The sequence below is a fragment of the Pseudomonas sp. PGPR N4 genome (assembly GCF_059693665.1).
Genome location: NZ_JCAUKV010000002.1, coordinates 468,716 through 493,519 on the forward strand (window position 1 = coordinate 468,716; position 24,804 = coordinate 493,519).

At 62.9% G+C, this 24,804-nt stretch carries 25 protein-coding genes; 7 read left to right on the forward strand and 18 right to left on the reverse strand.

Features of this window, described 5'->3' with window-relative positions; all coding sequences use genetic code 11:
* Window positions 1–34: 34 nt before the first annotated feature.
* The 3 genes from AC58X1_RS11730 to AC58X1_RS11740 are packed head-to-tail and all read right to left on the reverse strand — an operon-like array spanning window position 35 to window position 2,675.
* Window positions 35–1,006 (reverse strand): thymidylate synthase, encoded by a 972-nt coding sequence (locus AC58X1_RS11730; RefSeq protein WP_312389175.1) that lies wholly within the window; start codon window positions 1,004–1,006, stop codon window positions 35–37.
* Between the two features lie 48 nt (window positions 1,007–1,054).
* Window positions 1,055–1,864, reverse strand: a complete 810-nt coding sequence (lgt, locus tag AC58X1_RS11735) for a prolipoprotein diacylglyceryl transferase (protein ID WP_101315394.1) — start codon at window positions 1,862–1,864, stop codon at window positions 1,055–1,057.
* A gap of 28 nt (window positions 1,865–1,892) precedes the next feature.
* Complete coding sequence (locus AC58X1_RS11740; RefSeq protein WP_101315392.1) at window positions 1,893–2,675, reverse strand: sulfite exporter TauE/SafE family protein; 783 nt, start codon at window positions 2,673–2,675, stop codon at window positions 1,893–1,895.
* A gap of 131 nt (window positions 2,676–2,806) precedes the next feature.
* On the opposite strand from AC58X1_RS11740, the gene AC58X1_RS11745 reads away from it, so the two are divergent.
* Window positions 2,807–3,553, forward strand: a complete 747-nt coding sequence (locus AC58X1_RS11745; protein ID WP_497428878.1) for an NRDE family protein — start codon at window positions 2,807–2,809, stop codon at window positions 3,551–3,553.
* Between the two features lie 23 nt (window positions 3,554–3,576).
* Here the strand turns inward: AC58X1_RS11745 and ptsP are convergent, their stop codons facing one another.
* From ptsP to ilvA, 4 genes are all read right to left on the reverse strand, one after another.
* On the reverse strand, window positions 3,577–5,856 hold the full coding sequence (gene ptsP, locus AC58X1_RS11750) for a phosphoenolpyruvate--protein phosphotransferase (RefSeq protein ID WP_150570401.1): 2,280 nt from the start codon (window positions 5,854–5,856) through the stop codon (window positions 3,577–3,579).
* 22 nt (window positions 5,857–5,878) lie between these two features.
* The gene (locus tag AC58X1_RS11755) at window positions 5,879–6,358 is read right to left on the reverse strand and encodes an RNA pyrophosphohydrolase (RefSeq protein WP_101315386.1); all 480 of its coding nucleotides are present in this window, start codon (window positions 6,356–6,358) and stop codon (window positions 5,879–5,881) included.
* A 126-nt stretch (window positions 6,359–6,484) separates the two neighbouring features.
* Window positions 6,485–6,910: a DUF2269 family protein gene (locus AC58X1_RS11760; protein WP_312389170.1), complete on the reverse strand. Its 426-nt coding sequence runs from the start codon at window positions 6,908–6,910 to the stop codon at window positions 6,485–6,487.
* Between the two features lie 91 nt (window positions 6,911–7,001).
* The gene (gene ilvA, locus AC58X1_RS11765) at window positions 7,002–8,516 is read right to left on the reverse strand and encodes a threonine ammonia-lyase, biosynthetic (protein WP_101315383.1); all 1,515 of its coding nucleotides are present in this window, start codon (window positions 8,514–8,516) and stop codon (window positions 7,002–7,004) included.
* 145 nt (window positions 8,517–8,661) lie between these two features.
* Here ilvA and rpiA point away from each other — a divergent pair, with 145 nt between their 5' ends.
* Window positions 8,662–9,336, forward strand: a complete 675-nt coding sequence (gene rpiA / locus AC58X1_RS11770) for a ribose-5-phosphate isomerase RpiA (RefSeq protein ID WP_103435641.1) — start codon at window positions 8,662–8,664, stop codon at window positions 9,334–9,336.
* 50 nt (window positions 9,337–9,386) lie between these two features.
* Here rpiA and AC58X1_RS11775 read toward each other — a convergent pair whose 3' ends face one another.
* From AC58X1_RS11775 to AC58X1_RS11790, 4 genes are all read right to left on the reverse strand, one after another.
* Window positions 9,387–10,298 carry an SdiA-regulated domain-containing protein gene (locus AC58X1_RS11775; protein ID WP_101315379.1) on the reverse strand — a complete coding sequence of 304 codons (912 nt, stop codon included), beginning with the start codon at window positions 10,296–10,298 and terminating at the stop codon, window positions 9,387–9,389.
* A gap of 80 nt (window positions 10,299–10,378) precedes the next feature.
* The gene (locus AC58X1_RS11780; protein ID WP_150573034.1) at window positions 10,379–11,302 is read right to left on the reverse strand and encodes an SdiA-regulated domain-containing protein; all 924 of its coding nucleotides are present in this window, start codon (window positions 11,300–11,302) and stop codon (window positions 10,379–10,381) included.
* Between the two features lie 176 nt (window positions 11,303–11,478).
* The gene (locus AC58X1_RS11785; RefSeq protein ID WP_101315375.1) at window positions 11,479–12,144 is read right to left on the reverse strand and encodes a fumarylacetoacetate hydrolase family protein; all 666 of its coding nucleotides are present in this window, start codon (window positions 12,142–12,144) and stop codon (window positions 11,479–11,481) included.
* A gap of 25 nt (window positions 12,145–12,169) precedes the next feature.
* Window positions 12,170–13,567, reverse strand: a complete 1,398-nt coding sequence (locus tag AC58X1_RS11790; protein ID WP_101315373.1) for a D-2-hydroxyglutarate dehydrogenase — start codon at window positions 13,565–13,567, stop codon at window positions 12,170–12,172.
* Window positions 13,568–13,737: 170 nt separating this feature from the next.
* Here AC58X1_RS11790 and serA point away from each other — a divergent pair, with 170 nt between their 5' ends.
* Window positions 13,738–14,967, forward strand: coding sequence for a phosphoglycerate dehydrogenase (gene serA / locus AC58X1_RS11795; RefSeq protein WP_101315371.1), 1,230 nt, complete (start codon window positions 13,738–13,740; stop codon window positions 14,965–14,967).
* Window positions 14,968–15,017: 50 nt separating this feature from the next.
* On the opposite strand, the gene AC58X1_RS11800 is transcribed toward serA, so the two are convergent.
* On the reverse strand, window positions 15,018–15,494 hold the full coding sequence (locus AC58X1_RS11800; RefSeq protein WP_101315369.1) for a DUF4399 domain-containing protein: 477 nt from the start codon (window positions 15,492–15,494) through the stop codon (window positions 15,018–15,020).
* Between the two features lie 225 nt (window positions 15,495–15,719).
* Between AC58X1_RS11800 and AC58X1_RS11805 the strand changes: the two genes are divergently transcribed.
* Window positions 15,720–16,205 carry a substrate-binding periplasmic protein gene (locus tag AC58X1_RS11805; protein WP_150573036.1) on the forward strand — a complete coding sequence of 162 codons (486 nt, stop codon included), beginning with the start codon at window positions 15,720–15,722 and terminating at the stop codon, window positions 16,203–16,205.
* 15 nt (window positions 16,206–16,220) lie between these two features.
* Here the strand turns inward: AC58X1_RS11805 and AC58X1_RS11810 are convergent, their stop codons facing one another.
* Both AC58X1_RS11810 and AC58X1_RS11815 read right to left on the reverse strand, forming a co-directional pair.
* Window positions 16,221–16,724, reverse strand: a complete 504-nt coding sequence (locus tag AC58X1_RS11810; RefSeq protein WP_101315365.1) for a 2-thiouracil desulfurase family protein — start codon at window positions 16,722–16,724, stop codon at window positions 16,221–16,223.
* Window positions 16,711–17,334, reverse strand: coding sequence for a 2OG-Fe(II) oxygenase (locus AC58X1_RS11815; protein ID WP_101315362.1), 624 nt, complete (start codon window positions 17,332–17,334; stop codon window positions 16,711–16,713). Before AC58X1_RS11815 ends, AC58X1_RS11810 begins: the two co-directional genes overlap by 14 nt.
* Window positions 17,335–17,454: 120 nt before the next feature.
* Between AC58X1_RS11815 and AC58X1_RS11820 the strand changes: the two genes are divergently transcribed.
* The gene (locus AC58X1_RS11820; RefSeq protein ID WP_101315360.1) at window positions 17,455–18,207 is read left to right on the forward strand and encodes a DUF2059 domain-containing protein; all 753 of its coding nucleotides are present in this window, start codon (window positions 17,455–17,457) and stop codon (window positions 18,205–18,207) included.
* On the opposite strand, the gene bipL is transcribed toward AC58X1_RS11820, so the two are convergent.
* Window positions 18,208–19,131, reverse strand: coding sequence for a phospholipase BipL (gene bipL / locus AC58X1_RS11825; RefSeq protein ID WP_150573039.1), 924 nt, complete (start codon window positions 19,129–19,131; stop codon window positions 18,208–18,210).
* 117 nt (window positions 19,132–19,248) lie between these two features.
* Here bipL and AC58X1_RS11830 point away from each other — a divergent pair, with 117 nt between their 5' ends.
* On the forward strand, window positions 19,249–19,803 hold the full coding sequence (locus AC58X1_RS11830) for a DUF6436 domain-containing protein (protein ID WP_497428879.1): 555 nt from the start codon (window positions 19,249–19,251) through the stop codon (window positions 19,801–19,803).
* On the opposite strand, the gene AC58X1_RS11835 is transcribed toward AC58X1_RS11830, so the two are convergent.
* Window positions 19,782–20,348, reverse strand: coding sequence for a sugar O-acetyltransferase (locus AC58X1_RS11835; RefSeq protein WP_150573040.1), 567 nt, complete (start codon window positions 20,346–20,348; stop codon window positions 19,782–19,784). The two genes, AC58X1_RS11830 and AC58X1_RS11835, sit on opposite strands and share 22 nt — an antisense overlap.
* A gap of 85 nt (window positions 20,349–20,433) precedes the next feature.
* On the opposite strand from AC58X1_RS11835, the gene AC58X1_RS11840 reads away from it, so the two are divergent.
* Window positions 20,434–22,797: a penicillin acylase family protein gene (locus AC58X1_RS11840; RefSeq protein ID WP_497428880.1), complete on the forward strand. Its 2,364-nt coding sequence runs from the start codon at window positions 20,434–20,436 to the stop codon at window positions 22,795–22,797.
* A 67-nt stretch (window positions 22,798–22,864) separates the two neighbouring features.
* On the opposite strand, the gene AC58X1_RS11845 is transcribed toward AC58X1_RS11840, so the two are convergent.
* Both AC58X1_RS11845 and AC58X1_RS11850 read right to left on the reverse strand, forming a co-directional pair.
* Entirely contained in the window at window positions 22,865–23,650 is a 786-nt protein-coding gene (locus AC58X1_RS11845) for a MetQ/NlpA family ABC transporter substrate-binding protein (RefSeq protein WP_101315350.1), read from the reverse strand.
* 180 nt (window positions 23,651–23,830) lie between these two features.
* The gene (locus AC58X1_RS11850) at window positions 23,831–24,766 is read right to left on the reverse strand and encodes a sigma 54-interacting transcriptional regulator (protein WP_497428881.1); all 936 of its coding nucleotides are present in this window, start codon (window positions 24,764–24,766) and stop codon (window positions 23,831–23,833) included.
* Window positions 24,767–24,804: the final 38 nt, after the last annotated feature.

The window sequence follows — 24,804 nt, forward strand, 5'->3', positions numbered from 1 at the left end:
ATCGCGGGGCACCTGACCCCGCGACCAATCCAAATCACACCGCCATCGGCGCCGTCAGCGGCGGGTGATGCTCGTAGCCTTCCAGGCTGAAGTCGCTCGGCTCGATCTTCTCCAGCCACTCCGGCTCGTACACCCCGGTCTTGGCAAACTCAGGCACGCGGTCGCTGATCACCAGTTTGGGTGCCGGCAATGGCTCGCGGGTGAACTGCTCGTTGAGCATGTCCAGGTGGTTCTCGTACACATGGGCGTCGCCGATGAAGTAGGTGAACCAGCGCGGGGTGTAGCCGGTCAGGCGGCCGAACAGCGACAGCAGCGCAGCGCCTTCGGTGAGGTTGAATGGCGTGCCCAGGCCGAGGTCATTGGAACGGATGTAGAGGGTCAGGGAGATTTCCCTGGTCTCGACATTGGGGTGGAACTGGTACAGCAGGTGGCACGGCGGCAGGGCCATTTCGTCGAGCTGGGCGCAGTTCCAGCCGTGGAACAGGATGCGCCGGCTGCCCGGGTCGTTGGCGATGGTATCGAGGCACTGACGCACCTGATCGATCGCCTTGTAGAGGATGACGAACGCCTGGCCGTCTTCTTCGTCCTTGGCGATCTGGCGGAAGCCTTGTTGCTCGGCCATGGCGATGGCTGCCGGGTTGCTCAGCGGCACACGCTTGTAGCCTGGCCACTGGCGCCATTGCACGCCGTAGATTTCGCCGAGGTCGTCATGCCCCTGACGGAACGGGTTGGCCAGCCACTGCGCGTTTTCGTTGGCGTTCTGGTCCCAGACCTTGCAGCCCAGCTCGCGGAACTCGCCGGCGTTTTTCACCCCACGCAGAAAACCGACCATCTCGCCGATGGCCGACTTGAACGCCAGGCGGCGGGTGGTTACGGCCGGGAAGCCTTTCTGCAGGTCGAAGCGCAGCATGGCGCCGGGCAGGCTGATGGTGCGCACACCGGTGCGGTTGCTCTGCAGGGTGCCGTTGTCGATGACGTCGCGGACCAGATCTAGATACTGTTTCATGACTTACCTGTAACGAGAACGGCAGGGGGATCGCCCCTGCCGTGAAAATCAGACCGCGGCGTTGGCCGTGGGTTTGCGGTTGTAGGCCAGCCAGATCAGCACGATGCCGCCAATGATCATCGGCAGGCAGAGCAACTGGCCCATGGTCAACCAGCCAAAGGCGATGTAGCCAAGCTGGGCATCAGGCACGCGCACGAACTCGACGATGAAGCGGAAGATGCCATAGAACAGCGCGAACATGCCGGACACGGCCATGGTCGGGCGCGGCTTGCGCGAGTACAGCCAAAGGATCAGGAATAATGCCACACCTTCGAGGGCAAACTGATACAGCTGCGACGGGTGACGCGGCAGTTGCGCCGGGTCGCTGAACGGCGGGAAGACCATCGCCCACGGCACGTCGGTGGCCTTGCCCCATAGCTCGGCGTTGATGAAGTTGCCGATGCGCCCGGCACCCAGGCCAATCGGCACCAGCGGCGCTACGAAGTCCATCAGCTCGAAGAACGACTTGTTGTTGCGCTTGCCGAACCACAGCGCGGCCAGCATCACGCCGATAAAGCCGCCGTGGAACGACATGCCGCCCTTCCACACTTCGAATATCAGCGTCGGGTTGGCCAGGTAGGCGTGCAGGTCATAGAACAGTACATAGCCCAGGCGTCCGCCGACGATTACCCCCATCGACAGCCAGAACACCAGGTCAGAGAGCTTCTCGCGGCTCCAGGTCGGGTCGAAGCGGTTCAGCCGGCGCGAGGCCAGCAGCCAGGCACCGCCGATGCCGATCAGGTACATCAGGCCGTACCAATGGATTTTCAGCGGCCCGATGGCCAGGGCCACGGGGTCGATCTGCGGGTAAGGCAGCATGGTGATTCCTCTCGATCAAATCAGGCAGCTAAATCAAAAAACTCAGGCCGACGCAGAACAGCAACGCGGCGAACAGACGTTTGAGCAGGCGCGGCGACAGCTTGTGCGCCAGGCGCGCGCCATAACGGGCAAAAAACATGCTGGTCAGGGCAATGCCAAGCAGTGCCGGCAGGTACACGTAACCCAGGCTGTGTGGCGGCAGGTGGCTGTCGTCCCAGCCCAGCAGCATGAAGCTGAGGGCGCTGGCCAGGGCGATGGGCAAGCCGCAGGCCGATGAGGTCGCCACCGCCTGCTGCATCGGCAGGCTGCGCCAGGTCAGGAACGGCACGGTCAGCGAGCCGCCACCGATGCCAAAGATTGCCGAGGCCCAACCGATTACCACGCCGGCAACCGACAACCCAGGCTTGCCAGGGATGCCACGGCTGGCCTTGGGTTTGAGGTCGAGGGCCATCTGCGCGGCGACCACCAGGGCAAACACGCCAATGATCTTCTGCAGCATCGGGCCCTGGATCAACGAAGCGGTTTTGGCGCCGATACCCGCACCGATCAGGATACCAACGGTCATCCAGACAAAGACCGACCATTGCACCGCGCCTTTGCGCTGGTGCTCACGCACGGCGTTGATCGATGTGAAGATGATGGTCGCCAGCGAGGTGCCGACGGCCAGGTGGGTCAGCACCGAGGGCTCGAAGCCCTGCAAGGTGAAGCTGAACACCAGCACCGGCACGATGATGATCCCGCCGCCCACGCCGAATAGCCCGGCCAGGACGCCGGCGCAGGCGCCCAACAGCAGGTAGAGTACGAACTCCATTCGTCGACCCCATGACAATTCAGTCCGGCATGGTAACGGAAGCTGGCCTTGTGGCTCTAGTGAAGTCTGTGTCAGCTGATGGCCAGTGCTCGATGCAGTGGGTAGAGTGAGCAAAAACCAGAGGCTACGCCATGTGCCTGATCGTATTTGCCTGGCGGCCGGGGCATGCCCTGCCGCTGATCGTTGCGGCCAATCGTGACGAGTTCTATGCCCGCCCCAGTCAGACGCTGGGCGCGTGGGACGACGCACCGGGGGTGTACGCCGGGCGCGACCTCGAGGCCGGCGGCAGTTGGCTGGGAATTGGTCCGAACGGGCGCTTCGCGGCGCTGACCAATATCCGTGACCCGCGCCAGCCACAAGGCCTGCGCTCTCGCGGTGAACTGGTGGCTGGTTACCTGCGCGGCGAGCTCGGCGTTGAGCAATACCTTGAGCAGGTGGCTAGCCGCAGCAGCGAGTACTCAGGCTTCAATCTGTTGATTGGCGACGAGCAGCAGCTGGGCTATCTGCACGCCTCTGACGCAGCGCCGCAATTGCTTGAGCCGGGCGTCTACGGGCTGTCCAATGCACGGCTGGATACGCCGTGGCCGAAGCTGGTGCAGACCCGCCAAGGCCTGCGCGAGTTGCTCGACGAGGCCGACCCGCAGCGGCTGCTGGGTTTGCTTGGCAACGCTCAGCCTGCGCTGGACGCCGATTTGCCGGACACCGGTGTCGGCCTGGCCACCGAGCGGCTGCTGTCGAGCGCATTCATTGCCAGCCAGAACTACGGCACCCGCGCCAGCACGGTGCTGCTTGTGCACAAGTCGGGGCAGCGGCGCATGCTCGAACGCAGCTTTGGTCCCTACGGCGGGCATCTGGGTGAGGTCGAGCTGGCGGTCTGAGCAGAGCCACCAGCATCCTTGGCTTAGAGGGTCTTGTTTGCGCCAGGCCCGATCATCCGCGCCAGGCCGAGGTTCTTCAGCGCCAGCTGCAGCGAGCTGTGGATAACTTGCGGGTTGTCGTGGCTCATGGCGTCGGCCAGCAGTTCCTTGGCCTTGCTCATGTTGACCTGACGCAGCATCCACTTGACCTTGGGCAGGTTGGTGGCGTTCATCGACAGGCTGTCAAAGCCCATCGCCATCAGCAGGATCGCTGCCGCCGGGTCACCGGCCATCTCGCCGCAGATACTCACCGGCTTGCCTTCGGCATGGGCATCGCGCACCACGGTTTGCACGGCTTGCAGCACTGCCGGGTGCAGGTAGTCATACAGGTCGGCGACCCGCGGGTTGTTGCGGTCGACCGCCAGCAGATACTGGGTCAGGTCGTTGGAGCCAACCGAGAGGAAGTCGACCTGACGCGCCAGCTCTTTGGTCTGGTACACCGCTGCCGGGATTTCGACCATCACCCCCACCGGCGGCATCGGTACGTCGGTGCCTTCGTCGCGCACCTCGCCCCAGGCACGGTGGATCAGGTGCAGGGCTTCTTCCAGCTCATGGATGCCGGAGATCATCGGCAACAGGATGCGCAGGTTATTCAAGCCTTCGCTGGCCTTGAGCATGGCGCGGGTTTGCACCAGGAAGATTTCCGGGTGGTCGAGGGTGACGCGAATGCCGCGCCAGCCGAGAAACGGGTTTTCTTCCTTGATCGGGAAGTACGACAGCGCCTTGTCACCGCCAATGTCCAGGGTGCGCATGGTCACCGGCAGCGGGTGGAAGGCAGCGAGCTGCTCGCGGTAGATCGCCAGCTGTTCCTTTTCGCTGGGGAAGCGCTGCTGGATCATGAACGGCACTTCGGTGCGGTACAGGCCAACCCCTTCGGCGCCGCGTTGCTGCGCCCGGGCCACGTCGGCGAGCAGGCCGGTGTTTACCCACAGCGGCATGCGATGGCCGTCCGGGGTTACGCAGGGCAGCTCGCGCAGTGCGTCCAGGCCTTTGGCCAGTTCGCGCTCTTCTTCGACGACTTCCTTGTACTGCTTGCGCAGCACATCGCTGGGGTTGGTGAAGACTTCGCCCTTGTAGCCGTCGACGATCATTTCGATGCCGTCGACCTTGGAGTACGGCAGGTCGACCAGGCCCATCACCGTCGGGATACCCATCGCCCGGGCCAGAATGGCCACATGCGAGTTACCCGAGCCAAGCACCGAAACCAGACCGGCAAGCTTGCCCTCCGGCACCTCGCCAAGCATCGCGGGCGTCAGCTCTTCACTGACCAGAATGGTGTTTTCGGCGTAGACCAGGGTCTGCGAACGGGCTTCCTGCAAGTAAGCCAACAGCCGCCGGCCAAGGTCCTTGACGTCGGAGGCGCGCTCGCGCAGGTAGTCGTCGTCCATCAGCTCGAAGCGGTTGACGTGCTCGCCGACCACCTGACGCAAGGCGCCCTGGGCCCACTGGCCGGTCTTGATCACTTCGACCACTTCGCCACCAAGGGCAGCGTCTTCGAGCATCATCAGGTAGACGTCGAACAGCGCCCGTTCTTCCGGGCGCAGCTGGGTGGCAAGCTTGGCCGACAGCTTGCGCATGTCGGCGCGCACGCCTTCGAGGGCGTTGTTGAACAGTTTCAGTTCGGCGTCGATGTCATCGACGGTCTTGTCCGGCACCACTTCCAGATCAGCGGGCGGCAGCATCACCACCGCGCGGCCTACCGCAGCGCCAGGCGAACCCGGTACGCCGACGAAGCGCGCCTCTTGAATGCCTTTGCCCTGACGGCCCAGGCCACGGATCGAACCGGTCGCTTCGGCGTGGGCGATAACCCCGGCCAGCTGCGCGCTCATGGTTACCAGGAAGGCTTCTTCGCCCTCGTCGAACTGGCGCCGCTCCTTTTGCTGGATGACCAGCACCCCAACCACTCGACGGTGGTGAATGATCGGCGCACCGAGAAACGACGCGTAGCGCTCTTCACCGGTTTCGGCAAAGTAGCGATAACGCGGGTGATCGGCGGCGTTTTCCAGGTTCAGCGGCTCTTCCCGGGTACCGACCAGGCCAACCAGGCCTTCGTTGGGGGCCATGCTGACCTTGCCGATCGAGCGTTTGTTGAGGCCTTCGGAGGCCATCAGCACGAACCGGTTGGTTTCCGGGTCAAGCAAGTAAACCGAGCAGACATGGCTGCCCATGGCTTCCTTGACGCGCAAGACAATGATCCCCAACGCCGTCTTGAGATCTTTGGCGGAGTTCACTTCCTGGACGATCTTGCGCAGCGTATTGAGCATGGCTCGGGGTCGAACTCCGTCGTCAGTCGCGCGTCAGCAGGCGCGGGGCTAGCTCTTTCAGGGCGCGGCGGTAAACCTCGCGCTTGAATGTCACGACCTGGCCCAGCGGATACCAATAGCTGACCCAGCGCCAGCCGTCGAATTCCGGTTTGCCGGTCAGGTCCATACGCACCCGTTGCTCGTTGCTCACCAGGCGTAGCAGGAACCACTTCTGTTTCTGGCCGATACACAATGGCTGGCTGTGCGTGCGCACCAGCCGCTGGGGTAGACGATAACGCAACCAGCCGCGGGTGCAGGCAAGAATTTGCACATCGTCACGCTCCAGGCCGACTTCTTCATTCAGCTCGCGGTACAGGGCATCTTCCGGCGTCTCATCAGGGTTGATACCGCCCTGGGGAAATTGCCAGGCATCCTGGTTGATCCGTCGAGCCCAAAGCACCTGTCCAGCATCATTGGTGAGAATGATACCGACGTTGGGGCGAAATCCATCCGGGTCGATCACGGCAGCAACCTCGAAAACGCATATTGCCGCATTGTTCCACAAAGCTCACAAGCGCAGCAACGCGCCTGCCGTGCTTATGTGCAGCCAGGTGAAATTCCCTGTGAAATGGGGCTGTTGCGGGCTGCCTCAGACCGGCTTGGCGCCCATCAGGCCCGCAATCGAGACAAAGCACACCGCACTGAACACGGCCAGTGCCAAGGTCAGGCGCAGGCTGCCAGGCTCAGCCCGGCGCAAGCGGTTGAGGCGGATCAGCAGCCACCACACACTCAGCGCACCGACGGTGTAGATCACGCTCGAGACCAACAGCCAGGTCTGCCCCAGCGGCCAGCCGACCAGGTGCACCAGCCACCAACCGGTGAATGGCATGCTCACCAGGCACACGCCGAGCAACAGCCAGACAAACAGCAGGGGGCGGCGCAGCAACTGGCTATAGACCGCAGCATCGCTGCGCTGGCGCAGCCGCCAGGTGTAGATGGCCAGGCCCAGGGCGCAGGCGAGCAACAGCACGGTGGCGACAACGTGCACGGTCTTCAGGGTAGTCAGGTATTCCATGTGCAGATCCTTGGGTTGCGCGTGCGGGCCTTGGCGCGGCTGGCTGATACAGCACCGCGCCGAGAAGCCTCTCGAGGTCTAGCTTAGCCCCTCAACCCAAAAACAGCCGGTAGGCCGGGTTTTCGCTTTCATCCCAGTACGGGTAGCCGATCTTGGCCAACGCTGCCGGCACCAGATGACGCTCGTCTTCGGGCACCTGCAAGCCGGCCACCACGCGCCCGTCTGCGGCGCCATGGTTGCGGTAGTGGAACATGGAGATATTCCAGCGCCCGCCCAGCTTGGTCAGGAAGTTGAACAGCGCCCCCGGCCGTTCGGGGAATTCGAAGCGCAGCACGATCTCGTCGTGGGCCCGCGCCGAATGGCCGCCGACCATATGGCGAATGTGCAGCTTGGCCAGTTCGTTGTCGGTCAGGTCGATAACCGGGAAGCCTTGCTCGATCAACTGCTGCACCAGCGCGGCGCGCGGATCGGTATCGGGATGGGTCTGCACGCCGACAAAGATGTGCGCCTCGTCCGAGGTGTGCTTGCGGTAGTTGAATTCGGTTATCTGGCGCTTGCCGATGGCCTCGCAGAAGGCCTTGAAGCTGCCCGGCCGCTCGGGGATGGTCACGGCGATGATCGCTTCGCGCTTCTCGCCCAGCTCGGCGCGCTCGGCCACGTGGCGCAGGCGGTCGAAGTTGACGTTGGCGCCGGAGTCGATGGCGACCAGTGTGTGACCACTGACACCGCTCATTTCCACGTACTTCTTGATCCCGGCAACGCCTAAAGCGCCAGCAGGCTCGGTTATCGAGCGGGTATCGTCGTAGATATCCTTGATCGCCGCGCAAATTTCATCGGTACTGACCGTGATCACCTCGTCCACGTGCAGCTTGCAGATATCAAAGGTGTGCTGGCCGATCTGCGCGACCGCAACGCCATCGGCGAACAGCCCGACTTGCGGCAGCACTACTCGCTCGCCAGCGGCCATGGCCGCCTGCAGGCAGTTGGAGTCGTCCGGCTCGACGCCGATCACCTTGATTTCCGGGCGCAGATATTTGACGTAGGCAGCGATGCCGGCAATCAAACCGCCGCCGCCGACCGGCACAAAGATCGCGTCGAGGCGGCCCGGGTGCTGGCGCAGAATTTCCATGGCCACGGTGCCTTGGCCGGCGATGGTATGCGGGTCATCGTAGGGGTGGATATAGACGAAGCCCTTTTCATCCACCAGCTTGAGCGAATAGGCCAGCGCCTCGGGGAACGAGTCGCCGTGCAGGACGACCTTGCCGCCACGCGAGCGCACGCCTTCGATCTTGATTTCCGGGGTGGTCTTGGGCATCACGATGGTGGCTTTGATGCCCAGCTCGCGCGCAGCCAGGGCCAGGCCCTGGGCATGGTTGCCGGCGGAGGCAGTGACCACGCCACGGGCCAGCTCTTCGGCAGTCAATTGCGCCAGCTTGTTGTACGCCCCGCGGATCTTGAACGAGAACACCGGCTGCAGGTCTTCACGTTTGAGCAGCACTTGATTGTTCAGGCGCTTGCTCAACTGGCCGGCACTGTGCAGCGGCGTTTCGACGGCAACGTCGTACACGCGCGAGGTGAGGATCATCTTGACGTACTGTTCGAGCATCGGGAAAGCATCACTGGCCGCGGGACAAGGCCTGCGAGTCTACCCCAGCGCCACGTCGGCGGACCACAGCAAAGCCGAGGTTTTGCCGGCACTTGCCGCTATACTGTGCGCCTCTCGAAACTCCCCAGCCCCACTCGGAGCCCGCATGACCCAGGACCAACTGAAACAGGCCGTCGCCCAGGCCGCTGTCGATCTCATTCTGCCCAAGCTGGACGACAAGAGCGTCGTCGGCGTCGGCACCGGTTCGACTGCCAACTTCTTCATCGACGCCCTGGCTCAGCACAAAGGCGCCTTCGATGGCGCGGTCGCCAGCTCCGAGGCCACTGCCCAGCGCCTCAAGGGCCATGGCATTCCGGTGTACGAGCTGAACAGCGTCAGCGAGCTGGAGTTCTACGTGGACGGCGCCGACGAGAGCGACGCGCACCTGAACCTGATCAAGGGCGGCGGCGCCGCACTGACCCGCGAGAAGATCGTCGCCGCCGTGGCCAAGACCTTCATCTGCATCGCCGACGGCAGCAAGCTGGTGCCGGTGCTAGGCGAGTTCCCGCTGCCGGTCGAAGTGATTCCGATGGCGCGCAGCCACGTTGCCCGCGAGCTGGTCAAGCTGGGCGGCGACCCGGTCTACCGCGAAGGCGTGCTGACCGATAACGGCAACGTGATTCTGGATGTGCATAACATGCAGATCACCAACCCGGTCGAGCTCGAGCGGCAGATCAACGCCATCGTCGGCGTGGTCACCAACGGCCTGTTCGCCGCGCGCCCGGCCGATGTGCTGCTGCTCGGCACCGCCGAAGGGGTCAAGACTCTCACCGCCGAGTAAACAGCGATGCGCCCACGGCCCCTGTTCAAGGTGGCCGTGGGCTGCGCTACTCAGTCAGCCGGCTGCTTGAACACGTAGAACAGGTTCGGCTCGCTGACCAGATAGATCGTCCCGGCATCATCCATGGCAATCCCCTCCGCCTGCGGCACCGTCTTCTGCAGGCCTTGCGAACCCTTGCGCAGCGACAGCGTACTCAGCGGTTTGCCCTTCACATCCAGCTCCACCACCAGCCGTGATTCATCCGACAGCGCCAGCAGATGGCCGCTGCGCTCATCGAACTGCAGGCTCGACAAGTCCTTCACGAACAACCGCGAATCGCGCTTGCGGTCCTGGTCGACCTGCACCGAATAAGGCTGTTCGGGATTATCGTGGGGGAAGCCGCGCACCTCATAAATCACCATCGGATCGCGCTCCTTGGCCACGAACAGGCGCTTGCCGGCCGAGTCGTAGGCCAGGCCCTCAAAGCCCTTGTTGCCGTTCAGGCCGATGCCCAGGCTGAGCTGCTCGGCGTCGTTGGCGTCGAGAAAGCGCGTGTTGTCATCCAGACGCACCCGGATGAGCCGTTGCAGGCGCTCGTCGGTAATCACGTAGCTGTTGGGGCCGATGTACTCGACTGCCTCTGGATCACCAAAACCGGTCAACGGCACGCGGCGCAGAATGCGCCCGTCCAACGACAGTTCGATCAGCTCGGAGCGTTTGTTGGTGACGGTAAACAGGGTTTTACGATCAGGGTCGAAGGTCAGCGCCGATACATCGTCATCCAGGCCCTCGATGACCTGTCCTTCAAGCACCACCTGATAACGGTCCAGGCCGATGCTTTGCTCGGCCGGCTGCCACCAGGTCTTGAGGTTGAACCAGCCGCGCTCGAACAGTCGCGATTCATAACCCTTCACGCCGATCGCCAGTAACACGACAACAACTGACAGCAGCAACAGCACAGGCAAGCGGAGATAACGGCGCATGGAGGCAAACTCGGTGAATGGGAGGCAAAGCTAATCACGATCAGCTGAAGACAAGCTTAATGCCATCATTGCCTTTACCGTTATTTCTTCTTGAAGCGGTAGAACAGATCCGGCTCGCTGACCATGTACAAGGTGCCGTGCTCATCCATGGCCACGCCTTCAGCGCGCGGGATACGGTCTTTGAGACCGTTGAAGCCACCGAGCAGGGTCATGAAGCTGACTTGCCCGCCGGTTTCATCCAGTTCCAGCAGCATGTTCGAATCAGCCGACAGCAGCAGTGTGTGACCGGTACGCGGGTCGATGCTCATGCCCGATAGGTTGCGCAGGTCGAGTTCATCGCTGGGCACTGGCTGTTTGGTACCTGCAAGCGGGCTGCGACCATCGGTGGCCCAGGTGAACAAGCGCGGTGGACGCTCCTCGCCGAACAGCAGACGCTGGCGCAGCGGGTCCCAGGCAACGGCTTCGAAACCCTTGTTCTGATTGGCTGACTCACCCAGGTCGTAGCTGCGAAAATCCTCACGCTTGAGCTCGCGGGTCTCAGGCCCGACCCTAACCAGGGTGAGCTCATGGTTGCGCTCATCGACAATGGCCAGATGGTCACCCTCAAGCACCGCCACGCCTTCCGGGTTCGACCAGCCATGCAACGGCATCTTGCGCAAGACGTCACCGTCCAGCGTCAGCTCGACCAGAAACGGGTTCTTGCCCATCACCGCAAACAGGGTTTTGGTCCGAGGGTTGTAGGCAAGGTCAGAGGCTTCGTCATCGTTCATGCCGGGCAGCACCTTGGCATCGATGTCGGCCGTGTAGTCCGGCAGCCAGATGCTTTCGCTGCGCTCGCCGGTGGTTTCGAAGCGCTCCTTGACCCAGAGCAGGCCACGATCATCCCAGTGCATGGCGAACACCACGCCATAACCGATCACCGCCACGACACCCAGCAAAAAGGGCCAACGCAGGAACAGGCGTCGCTTGCGGGAAGGGGGAGTTGAAGCGCTGGATGACGTCATGGCAGGAGATTCCTGAGACAGCCGAGCAGGGTTTGGCCGCGGCGAATGGGCTTTCGGGTAGCCGCATTATCCAGATCGTTTGTGAAAAAAATGACAAGCCTTGCATAAACATCGCGCTGGCTCCCGCTCTGGGGATTTGCTCCACCATGGAGCCAGCGCGCTAGGCAAACAGCCCCTTAGAGCACCTTGCTCTCGAAGCGGCACACGCCAGGCAGTTCCAGCACCAGCTCGTCACCGGCCTCGAACGGGCCGACCCCAGCTGGGGTGCCAGTCAGGATCACATCACCGGCCTGCAGCGAGAACTGCGCGGCCATGTGCTGGATCATCGGCACGATCGGGTTGAGCATCAGCGCGCTGCTGCCGTCCTGGCGCACGGCACCATTGATGGTCAGGCGTACCGGAATGTCGGTGAGGTCGTCGAATGCGCTGGCGGCCACGAACGGCGGCAGTACGCAGGCGCCATCAAAGCTCTTGCTCAGCTCCCACGGCAGGCCCTTTTCCTTGAGTTTGGCCTGTACGTCACGCAGGGTCAGGTCCAGCGCCGGGGCAAAACCGGAGATGGCGTCGAGCACTTCTTCTACCGATGGCTTGGCCGAAAGGGACTTGCCCAGCAGCACGGCGATTTCGGCTTCATAGTGCACCGCACCACGATCGCTCGGGATCTTGAAGCCGCCCGCCAGAGGCACCACGCAGCTGCCAGGCTTGATGAACAGCAGTGGCTCGCTCGGGATGGGGTTGTCCAGTTCCTTGGCGTGCTCGGCATAATTGCGCCCAATGCAGACCACTTTGCCCAGCGGGAAGTGGATGCGCGTGCCGTCTACATACTGGTGCTGGTAACTCATGGCCGATTCCTTGTGCTGGCTGCTTTTATTCAGGAGCGAAGATCTTACCCGGATTCATGATGCCGTTAGGGTCGAAAACGGCCTTGATTGCCTTCATGCAGGCGATTTCTTGCGCTGAGCGACTGTAACCGAGGTAGTCACGTTTGGTCATGCCGACGCCATGCTCGGCCGAGATCGAGCCGTTGTAGCGCTGGACGATCTCGAACACCCACTTGTTGACCCTGGCGCAGGAGGCGAAGAAATCGTCCTTGCTCATGTCAGCGGGCTTGAGAATGTTCAGGTGCAGGTTGCCGTCGCCGATATGGCCATACCAGACCACTTCATAGTCCGGGTAATGCTCGGCGACCACGGCATCGATCTCACGCAGGAAGGCCGGCACCTTGGAAACGGTGACCGAGATGTCGTTCTTGTACGGCGTCCAGTGCGAGATGGTTTCGGAGATGTACTCGCGCAGCTTCCACAGGTTTTTCAGCTGGGTCTCGCTCTGGCTCATCACCCCATCCAGCACCCAGCCCTGCTCGACGCAGTGTTCGAAGGTAGCCAGGGCGTCATTGGCCACGTCCTCGTTGCTGGCTTCGAATTCCAGCAGTGCATAGAACGGGCAGGCGGTAGCGAACGGCGGCGGGACATCGCCGCGGCCCATGACCTTGGCCAGGGCCTTGTCGGAGAAGAATTCGAAGGCGGTCAGGTCCAGCCGGCCCTGAAACGCGTGCAGCACCGGCATGATCGAGTCGAAATCAGCGGTGCCAAGAACCATCGCCGTGAGGTTGCGTGGCGCCCGGTCAAGGCGCATGGTCGCCTCGACGACAAACCCCAGGGTGCCCTCGGCACCGATGAACAGCTGGCGCAGGTCATAGCCGGTGGCGTTCTTGATCAGGTCCTTGTTCAGCTCGAGCAGCTCGCCCTTGCCAGTGACGACCTTGATGCCGGCCACCCAGTTGCGGGTCATGCCATAGCGGATCACCTTGATCCCGCCGGCATTGGTGCCGATGTTGCCGCCAATCTGGCTGGAGCCTGACGAAGCAAAGTCGACCGGATAATAAAGACCGTGTTCTTCGGCCAACTGCTGCAACTGACGAGTGATCACGCCAGGCTGGCAGACCACGGTGCGGTCGAACTCATTGAAGGCGAGCACCTGGTTCATGGCATCGAAGGCCACCACCACTTCACCGTTGGCAGCGACGGCCCCGGCGGACAGGCCAGTGCGGCCACCGGAGGGCACCAGCGCAACTTGATGGCGATTGGCCCAGGCGACGATGGCCTGCACTTGTTCGATGGTCTTGGGCAGCACAATCGCGCTTGGCGCAGGCGGGTAATGCTTGGTCCAGTCCTTGCCGTATGCCTCCAGCGAAGCAGGGTCGGTAAGCACCTTGCCAGGGTCGACCAGGGTCAGCAGCTCTTCCATTACCGCAGGATGGGTCATCGCCGGAACTCTCGACTTATTCATAGTCACCCTGAGCACTCTTCACCTGTCGGTGGGAGCTCAGATTGTGTCGCGTATGCTAGCATAGCCCTCCCGCTGTTCGTGCTAAGGCCGACGCCGCGCCGCTTCACCTCCTCGCCATTATTTCTCCGGGATACAGGTTTACGCAGATGAGCAAGACTTCTCTCGACAAGAGCAAGATCCGGTTCCTTCTTCTTGAAGGTGTGCATCAGAACGCGGTCGATACCCTCAAGGCTGCCGGCTACACCAACATCGAGTATCTGACCGGTTCAATACCCGAAGCCGAGCTCAAGGAAAAGATCGCCGACGCGCACTTCATTGGTATCCGCTCGCGGACCCAACTGACCGAAGAAATCTTCGACTGCGCGAAGAAGCTGGTGGCGGTAGGTTGTTTCTGCATCGGCACCAACCAGGTCGACCTCGGCGCTGCTCGCGAGCGCGGCATTGCCGTGTTCAACGCGCCTTACTCGAACACCCGTTCGGTGGCCGAGCTGGTCCTGGCCGAAGCGATCCTGCTGCTGCGCGGCATCCCCGAGAAAAACGCTGCCTGCCACCGCGGCGGCTGGATCAAGAGCGCGGCCAACTCGTTCGAGATTCGCGGCAAGAAGCTCGGCATCGTTGGCTACGGCTCGATCGGCACCCAGCTGTCGGTATTGGCCGAAAGCGTTGGCATGCAGGTGTACTTCTACGACCCGCTGACCAAGCTGCCGCTGGGCAACGCCACGCAGGTGGCTAGCCTCAACGAACTGCTGGGTCTGGCTGACATCGTCTCCCTGCACGTCCCTGAGCTGCCATCAACCCAGTGGATGATCGGCGAGAAAGAAATCCGCGCGATGAAAAAGGGCTCGATCCTGATCAACGCCGCCCGCGGTACTGTGGTCGAGCTGGAAAGCCTGGCCAACGCGATCAAGGACAAGCACCTGATCGGCGCCGCCATCGACGTATTCCCGGTGGAGCCGCGCTCCAACGATGACGAGTTCGAAAGCCCGCTGCGTGGCCTGGACAACGTCATCCTCACCCCGCACATCGGTGGCTCGACTGCCGAAGCGCAGGCCAACATTGGCCTGGAAGTCGCCGAGAAGCTGGTCAAGTACAGCGACAACGGTACTTCGGTGTCGTCGGTCAACTTCCCGGAAGTGGCCCTGCCGGCCCACCCAGGCAAGCACCGCCTGCTGCACATCCACGAAAACATCCCGGGCGTGCTCAGCGAGATCAACAAGGTCTTCGCCGAAAACGGAATCAACATCTCCGGTCAGTTCCTGCAGACCGACGAGAAGGTTGGCTACGTGGTGATCGACGTCGATGCCGAGTATTCGGATCTGGCTCAGGAAAAACTGCAGCACGTGAAGGGCACTATCCGCTCGCGCGTACTGTTCTGAGCTTGATTGCAGGCTGAAGATATTGGGGCCGCAAAGCGGCCCCATTTACTTCACTTAACGGTAACGGTAATTTTCTGCGACTCAACGCTAGGCTTGAACGGCACATGATACTTGTCGCCCAGCACCAACTGCAGGGTGTGCTTGCCTGGTGTCAGGGTGATGGTCGCTTCAGTCTGCGCCTTGCCGAAATGCAGCACCTGCGGCCCAGCCGGCAGCGGCGCGTTGTTTTCCGGCATAAGGCTGGTCGGCAGCGGTGTATCGCTCAGTGGCTGCTTGTCGACATCTACCAGCAAGTGGTGGTGGCCGCTATGCGGAGTCTGGTCGCCAGCGGGTTTCAGCGCCATGCCTTCGATGGCAAATTTGACGGTAAAGGTCTTGTCGACCGTGGCACCATCCGCCGGGGAAACAATGAAGACCTTGGCATCCTTCGGCGGCTCCTGGCTTTGCAGGGCATCCGCTGCACTGGCCAGTACCGACGCCCCCATGAGCAGACCGGCAACGGCAGCACGCGAAAATAGGCTGTTCATTCACTTCTCCTGTGATTCACTTCATTGACCGCCGCCAGGTAACGATCGGCAGCGGAGCATCAACATAGTCCAAATGTGGCCCGAGGTGTCTGGGCCCGCTGTCACAAATAATTTATCAGCGGTTTAAACATTAGGAGAGACCCACGGTCATAGCCAGCGTTCGACCGCCACCACAAATAAAGCAGCGGCGAATGAAATTTACCTGCTGAACAAGAAGGGATACTCATGCGTTTGACCATTGGCGTACTGCTGACAGTACTGATCAGTCCGTTGGCCCAGGCCGAGCTGATAGACGAAATCAACGACCGGGGCGAACTGCGCATTGCCGTGCAAGCCGATACACCGCCTTATGCCTTCAAGCAGGACGAACACCTGGCGGGCTTCGATGTCGAACTGGGCCAGGCCCTGGCCAAGGAGCTGGACCTGCGTGCCGAGTTCATCGAAACCCCCGCAGAGCAGATATTGCCAGAGGTCGAGAGCGGCAAGAGCGATGTTGCCCTGAGCCAGCTGCGCGCTGCGCAGAAGGTCGACGCGGCACTGGATGTCAGCCAGCCGTTTGGCAGTGACAAGCTGGTAATCCCGTTCCAGAAAGACAACCCGGCCTTCGAGAGCGCAGTGAACAACGCCCTGCAGCGGATCAAGGATGACGGCAGGCTGGCGGACCTTGAAAAGAAATGGCTCAAGGGTGAGCAACCTACCGCCGGCCAGTAACCTGCTGATGACATCTCAGTGGTCGAGGGCTGCCAGCGCCTGCTGCGCCTCGGCCAACTGCAGCTCGCTGAACACCAGCACGCCTTCGCGGCGCAGCAGCGCAGTAGTCACGCCCTGCCCCGCCACTTTGACCCCGCTGAAGCTGCCGTCGTAGGTCAGTTGGTTACCGCAGGAGGGGCTGCCGGACTTGAGTACGGCGACCCGGATGCCGTGCCGACGCACCAGCGCCAGGGCGATCTGCGCACCCGCCAGAAACGCCGCACTGACGTCCTCGCCCGACACCGTAATCACCTGCGCCTGCCCGTCGAGCACCTGCGCGCCCTGCCCGCCGGGGATTTCTGCAGGTGGCCGCGGGGTCGGCAAGCCGCCAGCTACCTCCGGGCACAGCGCTACCACACGACCCTCGGCCTGCCAGCCTTGCAGCACGTCCGGATGGCCACTGGCACGCCCGTCGTAGCGCACCGGCTGGCCCAGCAGACACGCGCTGACCAAAACCGGCGACAATTCAGAACGGTTCATTGCCACGCCTACGGAACCAACCCGTCAACGACAAGCGCTCACGCCCGGCCGCCAGCACTTCGTGGGGCACGTCGCCGGACAGAAACACCACCAGTGTGCCCGCTGTCGGCGCTACGTCATGCACGCGCTGGTCATCAAGGAACATGCGCAACTCGCCGCCGTCGCCGGGCTGCCAGTCCTGATTGAGATAGATCACAGCCGACACGGCGCGGCGGTCGTCATCGCGAAAGCGGTCCAGATGGCGCCGATAGAACGCCCCCGGCGGATACAGGGCGAAATGGCATTCGTAGTCTTCAAGGCCGATAAACAAGCCCTGATTGATTGCCTGACGCAGCGCGTCCATGGTGTCCAGGTAACGGTCGCAAGCGCTCGACTCGCCAGGCTCCAGCCAGCGGATGTGATCGCCACGGATCGCCTCGCGAACCTCTAGCGTGCCGCCACGGCCAACCCCGGCAGGGTTGAGCTGGCCGTCGCCGGCGCGGCGCCGGCATTCAGCGGCCAGCGCGCTGACCAGCTCGGCCGGCAAAAAGTCGGCCTGCTGCGACCAGCCCTGGCTGGCCAGGTCATCGACAATCGCGGACAGCTTGGAAACATCGGAAGTAATGTGCATGGCGCATCATAGCCATTCGCCCAGGCCCCCTCCAGCGCCACTTGGCTGACCGGCGTCATTGCGTCTCGACAAACTCCCACTGCGCCACGGACAATAGCGCACTGCCGACAGGAGTCCTGAATGCGCCGTTTGTTTTCCCTGCTGTTGCTGATGATCTGCACCATGCCTGTCTGGGCAGACAGCCTCGATCAGCTGTACAAGGCCGCCGGCTGGCCCGACCAGCGCGCCCATTTCAATGATGCCGTGAGTGCTGCCCAACAGCGCTACCGCAACAGCCTGCCGCCTGCGGTTTACCAGGCGCTGGTGAGCAACAGCAACCAACGCTTCCAGGCCCAGGCCATGGACCAGCGCGCACAGGCGCAGCTACGCAGCAAGCTGGCCAACCCGGCGCCAGCCTTGGCGTTCTTCAATTCGCCGTTGGGGCGCAAAGTGGTGGCCGCCGAGTTGCTCGCCACACGCAAGGACCAGTTGGCCAAGAACGCCAAAGGCCTGCCCAAGCTGCAGGTCAGCGACACCCGGCAACTGATCATGGGCCACCTGGCCCAGGCCCTGCCCGCGCGCGAAGCCGGCGCCGAAGTCAGCCTGGCGATCGCCGGCGTGGCTGCCGACAGCCTCAGCTCGATGATCCCAGGGCTGTTTGGTGGCGGTCAGGCGCAAGGGTTGCTCGACGGCCAGCGCCAGCGCCTGATGAACCAGATCGGCGAAGACCTCAACAACACCTTGCTCTACGTCTACCGCGAGCTCAGCGATGCCGAACTGGAAGAGTTCGCCAACTTCGCCGAGTCCGCCGACGGCCAGGCGTACTACCAGGCGGCACTGGCGGCAGTGCGTGCGGGGCTTGCGGTCGGCCAGAACGGCAATCAGCTCAAGTAATCAGCCCAGCCGCTGGCTGATGAAATCGAGGTAGCGCTGACGGGTTGCCGGCAGTTCATTGGCCAGATGATGGCGCGCCTCTGGCAGCAGCAGGATCTGCGGATCAGCGAACTTGGCCTTGAGCACCTTGAGGTTGTAACGCCAGTCGACCGTGCCATCCGCCTCGCCCTGCACGATCAACGGCCTGCGCGTGCTCGGCGGCGCCGCCTCGATCCGCTTGACCCAGCTCATCAGCGCACCTACCCAGGCAGTCGGCAAGCGCCGTGGTTGCAGCGGGTCGGCCTGCAGAAACGGCAGAAACGCCGGGTCGTTGCTGTTTTCGCTGAACTGGCGCTGGATGCCGTTGACGAAGTGGCGCAGCAACCGATAGCTGAGCTTGGACCAGTGCCACGCCCGCGGCCGCACCAGCGGTGCCAGCAGGATCAGCTCGCCATCGACCGGGCTGTGTTCGCCGGCATGCAGCACGTGATCGACCGCGATCGCGCCACCGGTGCTCTGCCCGCATAGATGCCACGGGCGTGGCAGCTCCAGCTCGCGGGCCTGGCCGAACAGCGCCACCAGTGTCTGCTGATAAAGCCCGAAGTCACTGATGCTGGCCCGCTCGCCACTGGACAGACCATGCCCGGGCAAATCACAGCTGACCACCGCAAAGCCCTTGCTCAGTGCCCACTCGATGACATGCCGGTACAGCCCCATGTGGTCATAGTAGCCGTGCAGCACGAACAGCGTCGCCACCGGCTGCGGCGGCAGCCAGGCCTGGCCGACCAGCTCGAAACCGCCCGCCTCGAAGCTGCCCAGCAAACGCTGCACAGGCAGATCCAGGCCATAGAAGCGCTGGTACGCAAGCGCCTGGGCAGATAACGGCTGGCGGCTCGACAATGGCGCGAGGCCGCTGCGCAGGTCGACGTTGAAAGGAGCAGGCATCGGCAAAATCCGCGAACAAGTATTGATCTGGGATATTCAGCTCAAGCGCGGCGCATGGCAAGCTGGGCGCCCCTCCAACTCATTGCAAAAAGCGAGTACCGCAGCTGCGGCCCCCCCATGAAAAAGCTGTCGACCTTGGCCATCATCCTGCTCTGCGCCGTCGTGCTCTGGTGGGCTTACGACAGTTTCCAGTCACGTTATCTGCGCCCGTTCGCCAATCAGGCCACGCTGTTCGATGGTAGCCAGTTGCGCCTGCCAGCCGAGCTTGCCGGCCCCGGGGCGATCCGGGTGGTGCATTTCTGGGACCCGGCCTGCCCGTGCAACGTCGGCAACCAGCAACACCTGAGCGAACTGGTCGAACAGTTCACGCCGCAGGGAGTGAGTTTCTATCTGCTGCAGAAGCCCGCCAGCCATGGCGCGCTGCCGGCCAACCTGGCCGCGCTCAAGGTCCTGCGCGAACTGCCCGGCAGTGCCAGCCTGCCCGCCAGCCCTGCGGTGGCGATCTGGGACAGCCAGGGCCGACTGGCCTACTTCGGCCCGTACAGCGAAGGCGCGGTGTGCAACTCCAGCAACAGCTTCATCGAGCCGATCCTCAAGGCCTTGCTCGAGAACCGCAATGTCAGCGCCTCCAACACCCTCGCGGTCGGCTGTTACTGCCCTTGGGCTGACTGACGCTCGCGGGCCGGATTGCCCACCACAACCGCACCGGCGGCGACATCGCGGGTAACCACGCTACCAGCACCAATCACCGCGTCATCACCGATGGTGACCCCCGGCAGAATGATCGCACCGCCACCGATCCAGACGTTGTTGCCGATGTGCACCGGGCGCCCGCTTTCCAGGCCGGTGCGGCGCACGTCCGGGTCGAGCGGATGATCGGCGGTGTAGATCTGCACCGACGGCGCGATCTGGCAGTCGTGGCCAATGTGTACCGGCAGCACGTCGAGGATCACGCAGCTGAAGTTGATGAAGGTGTTGGCGCCGATACTGATGTTGTAGCCATAGTCGCAATAGAACGGCGGGCGGATGATCACGCCCTCGCCGACTGCGGCAAGATGCTCGGCCAGCAATGTATGGCGGCTGAGCTTGAGCTGCTCGTCGCTGCCGTTGTAGCGGTCCATCCACTGCTTGTTGCTGCGTTGCTCAGCCTGCAACTCGGGGCAGCCTGCGTGATAGAGCTGGCCGCTGAGCATCTTCTGTTTTTCGCTGAGGGACATGCAGACTCCTTTGGGGGCTATGCTGGTGGCGCGATTCGGTCAATGATCTGACAACCGTTTGCGTTGATATGCACAAGGAGTTCTGATGAAACGCAGCTTGTCCGTGCTGGTCGTGGTGATTGCCGTGGCCGCTGCCGGCGGTTACTGGTATGTCCACAGCAAGCAGCCCCAACGCCACGGCGAACTGAGCCTGCGCGGCCTGCAAGCGCCGGTCAACGTGCGCTACGACGAGCGCGGCGTGCCGCACATCCAGGCGCAGAGCGAAGCCGACCTGTACCGCGCGCTGGGCTATGTGCACGCCCAGGACCGGCTGTTCCAAATGGAGATCATGCGCCGCCTGGCCCGTGGCGAGCTGGCCGAAGTGCTCGGCAGCAAGCTGGTCGCCACCGATACCCTGTTCCGCAGCCTGCGCATCCGCGAGCAGGCCGCCCGCATGGTCCAGCGTCAGGATCGCCAAGGCCCCGCCTGGCAAGGTTTGCAGGCCTATCTGGATGGGGTCAACCAATGGCAGGCCAGCCACCCCAAGCCGGTCGAGTTCGACCTGCTCGGTATCACCCCACGCCCCTTCAGCGCCGAAGACACCCTGAGCATCGCCGGGTATCTGGCCTACAGCTTCGCCGCCGCGTTTCGCACTGAACCGGCGCTGACCTACATCCGCGATCAGCTCGGCCCCGATTACCTGAACATCTTCGACCTGGAATGGCAGCCCGAAGGCGCCCTCGCCCCGCGCCTGGCAGCCGTCGACTGGCGCAGCCTCGAGCAACTGGCCAGCGCCAGCCAGGATGCTCTGGCCGCCGCCGGTCTGCCGCAGTTCGAGGGCAGCAATGCCTGGGCAGTTTCAGCCAGCCGCACCCGTAGCGGCCGCCCGCTGCTGGCCGGCGACCCACATATCGGCTTTGCCGTGCCGGCGGTGTGGTATGAGGCCGAGCTGGCGGCGCCGGGTTTTGAGTTGTATGGCTACTTCCAGGCACTCAACCCGTTTGCCCTGCTCGGCCACAACCGCGATTTCGGCTGGAGCCTGACCATGTTCCAGAACGACGACGTCGACCTGATTGCCGAGCGCAGCAACCCGGCCAATCCCGAACAGGTGATGATCGACGGCCAGTGGCAAACCCTGCAGCGCAGCCAGCAGCAGATCGCGGTCAAGGACGCAGCGCCGGTCGAGATCACCCTGCGCAGCTCGTCCCACGGGCCGATCGTCAACAGCGTGCTCGGCGAAACGGCGGGACCCACGCCGATTGCCATGTGGTGGGCGTTTCTGCAAACCGAAAACCCGATTCTTGAGGGCTTCTACCAGCTCAACCGCGCCGACAGCCTGAACAAGATGCGCCTGGCGGCGGTGAAGATTCAGTCGCCCGGGCTGAACCTGGTGTGGGCCAATGCCGCTGGCGACATCGGCTGGTGGGCCGCGGCGCAGTTGCCAATCCGCCCGGAGGGGGTCAACCCGGCGTTCATCCTCGACGGCAGCAGCAGCCAGGCAGACAAGCTTGGCTTCTACCCCTTCAACCTCAACCCGCAGCAGGAAAATCCAGCCAGCGGTTACATCGTCTCGGCTAACTTTCAGCCACCGGCCACGATCCCGGTGCCGGGTTACTACAACCTTGCCGACCGCGGCCGCCAGCTTGACCGGCAACTGGCCAACCCGCAGATCAAGTGGGACACAGACAACAGCCAGGCGCTGCAACTGGACACCGCCAGCGACTACGGCCCACGCCTGCTCGCGCCATTGCTGGCGACCCTGCGCGAAGCTGCCGAGGGCGTGCAGGAGCAGGAGCTGGTCGAGCAATTGGCAGCCTGGCGCGGTGACTACCCGCTGGATTCGACCAGCGCGACCCTGTTCAACCAGTTTCTGTACGAGTTGGCCCATGCCGCACTGCATGATGAGCTGGGCGATACCTGGTTCACGATGCTGCTCAACACCCGCGCCATCGATGCCGCCCTTCCCCGACTTGCAGCTGATCCGGAATCACCCTGGTGGAGCCAGCGCGGGACCAGTCAACCTGCAGGGCGCAGTGCGGTGGTGCGCGAGGCCTGGCACAAGACGCTGGCCCACCTTGGCGAAACCTTTGGCGCCGACCCGGCCAACTGGCAATGGGGCAAGGCGCATACCCTGACCCATAACCATCCGCTGGGCGTGCAGAAGCCGCTCAACCTGCTGTTCAACGTCGGCCCGTTTGCCGCGCCGGGCACCCACGAGGCGCCGAACAACCTCTCGGCCAAGATCGGCCCCGCGCCATGGCCTGTGACCTATGGGCCTTCGACCCGGCGAATCATCGACTTCGCCGACCCCGCCCAGGCATTGAGCATCAACCCGCTCGGCCAGAGCGGCGTGCCGTTCGACCGGCACTATCGCGATCAGGCCGAGGACTACATCGAAGGCCGTTATCAGCGGGGGCAGCTGGGCGTGATCCCGGCGCGCAGTACCCTGCGCCTGCTGCCTGCCGAATAGCCTTTCGCAGAAACAAAAACGCCGACGCAAATGCGTCGGCGTTTTTTTCAGGGCAGTCAGCGTGCAATCAGAACGCTGGCAGTACCGCACCGCTGTATTTCTTGGCGATGAAGGCTTTCACTTCCGGGCTGGTCAGCGCTTTGGCCAGTTTCTGCATTGCATCGCTGTCCTTGTTGTCCGGGCGAGCCACCAGGAAGTTGACGTACGGCGAGTCGCTACCTTCGATGATCAAGGCGTCCTTGGCCGGGTTCAGACCTGCTTCTAGGGCGTAGTTGGTGTTGATCATGTCCAGGTCAACCTGGTCCAGCACGCGCGCCAGCATGGCCGACTCAAGTTCCTTGAACTTGAGGTTCTTTGGGTTCTCGGCGATGTCTTTCGGCGTGGCCAGGGCGTTTTTCGGGTCTTTCAGGGTGATCAGGCCAGCCTTCTGCAGCAGGATCAGGGCGCGGCCGCTGTTGCTGCCCTCGTTGGGGATGGCAACGGTAGCGCCGTCTTTCAGCTCGCTGAGGTTCTTGATCTTCTTCGAGTAGCCGCCGAAGGGTTCAACGTGGACACCGATCACGGTGACCAGGTTGGTGCCTTTACCTTCGTTGAAGCTCTTCAGGTACGGCAGGGTCTGGAAGTAGTTGGCATCCAGGCGCTTCTGATCGACCTGCACGTTCGGTTGCACGTAGTCGGTGAAGACCTTGATCTCCAGATCGACACCTTCCTTGGCCAGGGTCGGCTTGATCAGTTCGAGGATCTCGGCATGCGGCACCGGGGTTGCAGCGACTACCAGTTTCTCGGCCGCATGGGCAACGCCAGTCAGCGCCAGGGCAGCAGCCAGGGCCGCAGTCAGCAGGGATTTCTTCATGGTGATCCTTAAGTAAGCTGAGCCATCGGCGACGGCAATATGGGGTGCCCGGCGCAAGCTGCGCTGGGCGTGAAGCGGACGATACCGGGATTTTATATTCCGGAACAATATCTTTTGATTAGCTGCTTATATCAAAAAGAATTGGCCATCATCGACTTCGCTTATTAGCCGCATGATCGACTATTTGAGTGCCGCCAATGCTGACTCGAGCAACTGGCGCAGGGCTACGCTGGTGTGCGGCTCCCGGCTATGACCGAGCTGGCTCAGTCGCGCCGCCAGGCTGGCCAGCGGTGCGCTGTCGGGCAGGTCGAGTTGCTCGGCGAGGATCTCGTCGCCATCGCTCACCAGCAGGGCGAAATGGATGACGTTTTCCAGCTCGCGGGTATTGCCCGGCCAGGTATGCGCCTCCAGCGCTTGCTGGGCCAGGTCGCTGATCAGTGGCACCGGCCGCTCCAGCCGGGCGCTGTAGATGCCGACGAAGTACTCGGCCAACGGCAGGATATCGCCTACCCGCTCACGCAGTGCCGGCAGTTCCAGCTCGCCCTCGTGCAGGTACAGGTAGAGCCGCTCGTTGAAGCGCCCTGCCGCCACGGCCAGGGCCAGGTCAATGCTCGAAGCGGCAACCAGGCGCACGTCGACCGGCTGCGGCTGCTGCGCACCGACCCGGGTTACTTCACGGTTTTCCAGCGCGGCGAGCAACTTGGCCTGAATCGCCAACGGCAGGTCGGCAATCTCATCCAGGTACAGCGTGCCGCCATTGGCCGAACCAAACCAACCGGCCCGGCTGCTGGCGGTGCCGCCGTGGCTGCCGGCGCTGTAGCCGAACAGCTCGGCATCGGCGTAGGTATGGCTGATGGCGGCGCAGTTGACCGAAACGAACAGGCCGGCGCGGTCGCTGGCGCGATGGATCTGCCGCGCCAGCAGCTCCTTGCCGGTGCCGGTTTCGCCACGGATCAGCACCGGCAGCGGCTGCACTGCCAGACGCTCCAGGTCTCGGCGCAGCTGCTGCGAGCGCGGGTCGATAAACACCAGCGCCTTGGCGCGAATGCTCAGCGGGCTTTTATCCAGCTCGGGGAAGGTCAGCAGCGGCTGGCCGAAGGGGGCGTGCAAGGTCATGACAAACTCCCGCCGGGCCATCAGCAGCCGGGCGTCTC

What these genes read in the sequence shown, in the direction of transcription:
- AC58X1_RS11730 (WP_312389175.1), bottom strand. Translation starts at nt 1,006, where the DNA reads ATGAAACAGTATCTAGATCTGGTCCGCGACGTCATCGACAACGGCACC.
- lgt (WP_101315394.1), bottom strand. Translation starts at nt 1,864, where the DNA reads ATGCTGCCTTACCCGCAGATCGACCCCGTGGCCCTGGCCATCGGGCCG.
- AC58X1_RS11740 (WP_101315392.1), bottom strand. Translation starts at nt 2,675, where the DNA reads ATGGAGTTCGTACTCTACCTGCTGTTGGGCGCCTGCGCCGGCGTCCTG.
- AC58X1_RS11745 (WP_497428878.1), top strand. Translation starts at nt 2,807, where the DNA reads ATGTGCCTGATCGTATTTGCCTGGCGGCCGGGGCATGCCCTGCCGCTG.
- ptsP (WP_150570401.1), bottom strand. Translation starts at nt 5,856, where the DNA reads ATGCTCAATACGCTGCGCAAGATCGTCCAGGAAGTGAACTCCGCCAAA.
- AC58X1_RS11760 (WP_312389170.1), bottom strand. Translation starts at nt 6,910, where the DNA reads ATGGAATACCTGACTACCCTGAAGACCGTGCACGTTGTCGCCACCGTG.
- ilvA (WP_101315383.1), bottom strand. Translation starts at nt 8,516, where the DNA reads ATGCTCGAACAGTACGTCAAGATGATCCTCACCTCGCGCGTGTACGAC.
- rpiA (WP_103435641.1), top strand. Translation starts at nt 8,662, where the DNA reads ATGACCCAGGACCAACTGAAACAGGCCGTCGCCCAGGCCGCTGTCGAT.
- AC58X1_RS11775 (WP_101315379.1), bottom strand. Translation starts at nt 10,298, where the DNA reads ATGCGCCGTTATCTCCGCTTGCCTGTGCTGTTGCTGCTGTCAGTTGTT.
- AC58X1_RS11780 (WP_150573034.1), bottom strand. Translation starts at nt 11,302, where the DNA reads ATGACGTCATCCAGCGCTTCAACTCCCCCTTCCCGCAAGCGACGCCTG.
- AC58X1_RS11785 (WP_101315375.1), bottom strand. Translation starts at nt 12,144, where the DNA reads ATGAGTTACCAGCACCAGTATGTAGACGGCACGCGCATCCACTTCCCG.
- AC58X1_RS11790 (WP_101315373.1), bottom strand. Translation starts at nt 13,567, where the DNA reads ATGACCCATCCTGCGGTAATGGAAGAGCTGCTGACCCTGGTCGACCCT.
- serA (WP_101315371.1), top strand. Translation starts at nt 13,738, where the DNA reads ATGAGCAAGACTTCTCTCGACAAGAGCAAGATCCGGTTCCTTCTTCTT.
- AC58X1_RS11800 (WP_101315369.1), bottom strand. Translation starts at nt 15,494, where the DNA reads ATGAACAGCCTATTTTCGCGTGCTGCCGTTGCCGGTCTGCTCATGGGG.
- AC58X1_RS11805 (WP_150573036.1), top strand. Translation starts at nt 15,720, where the DNA reads ATGCGTTTGACCATTGGCGTACTGCTGACAGTACTGATCAGTCCGTTG.
- AC58X1_RS11810 (WP_101315365.1), bottom strand. Translation starts at nt 16,724, where the DNA reads ATGAACCGTTCTGAATTGTCGCCGGTTTTGGTCAGCGCGTGTCTGCTG.
- AC58X1_RS11815 (WP_101315362.1), bottom strand. Translation starts at nt 17,334, where the DNA reads ATGCACATTACTTCCGATGTTTCCAAGCTGTCCGCGATTGTCGATGAC.
- AC58X1_RS11820 (WP_101315360.1), top strand. Translation starts at nt 17,455, where the DNA reads ATGCGCCGTTTGTTTTCCCTGCTGTTGCTGATGATCTGCACCATGCCT.
- bipL (WP_150573039.1), bottom strand. Translation starts at nt 19,131, where the DNA reads ATGCCTGCTCCTTTCAACGTCGACCTGCGCAGCGGCCTCGCGCCATTG.
- AC58X1_RS11830 (WP_497428879.1), top strand. Translation starts at nt 19,249, where the DNA reads ATGAAAAAGCTGTCGACCTTGGCCATCATCCTGCTCTGCGCCGTCGTG.
- AC58X1_RS11835 (WP_150573040.1), bottom strand. Translation starts at nt 20,348, where the DNA reads ATGTCCCTCAGCGAAAAACAGAAGATGCTCAGCGGCCAGCTCTATCAC.
- AC58X1_RS11840 (WP_497428880.1), top strand. Translation starts at nt 20,434, where the DNA reads ATGAAACGCAGCTTGTCCGTGCTGGTCGTGGTGATTGCCGTGGCCGCT.
- AC58X1_RS11845 (WP_101315350.1), bottom strand. Translation starts at nt 23,650, where the DNA reads ATGAAGAAATCCCTGCTGACTGCGGCCCTGGCTGCTGCCCTGGCGCTG.
- AC58X1_RS11850 (WP_497428881.1), bottom strand. Translation starts at nt 24,766, where the DNA reads ATGACCTTGCACGCCCCCTTCGGCCAGCCGCTGCTGACCTTCCCCGAG.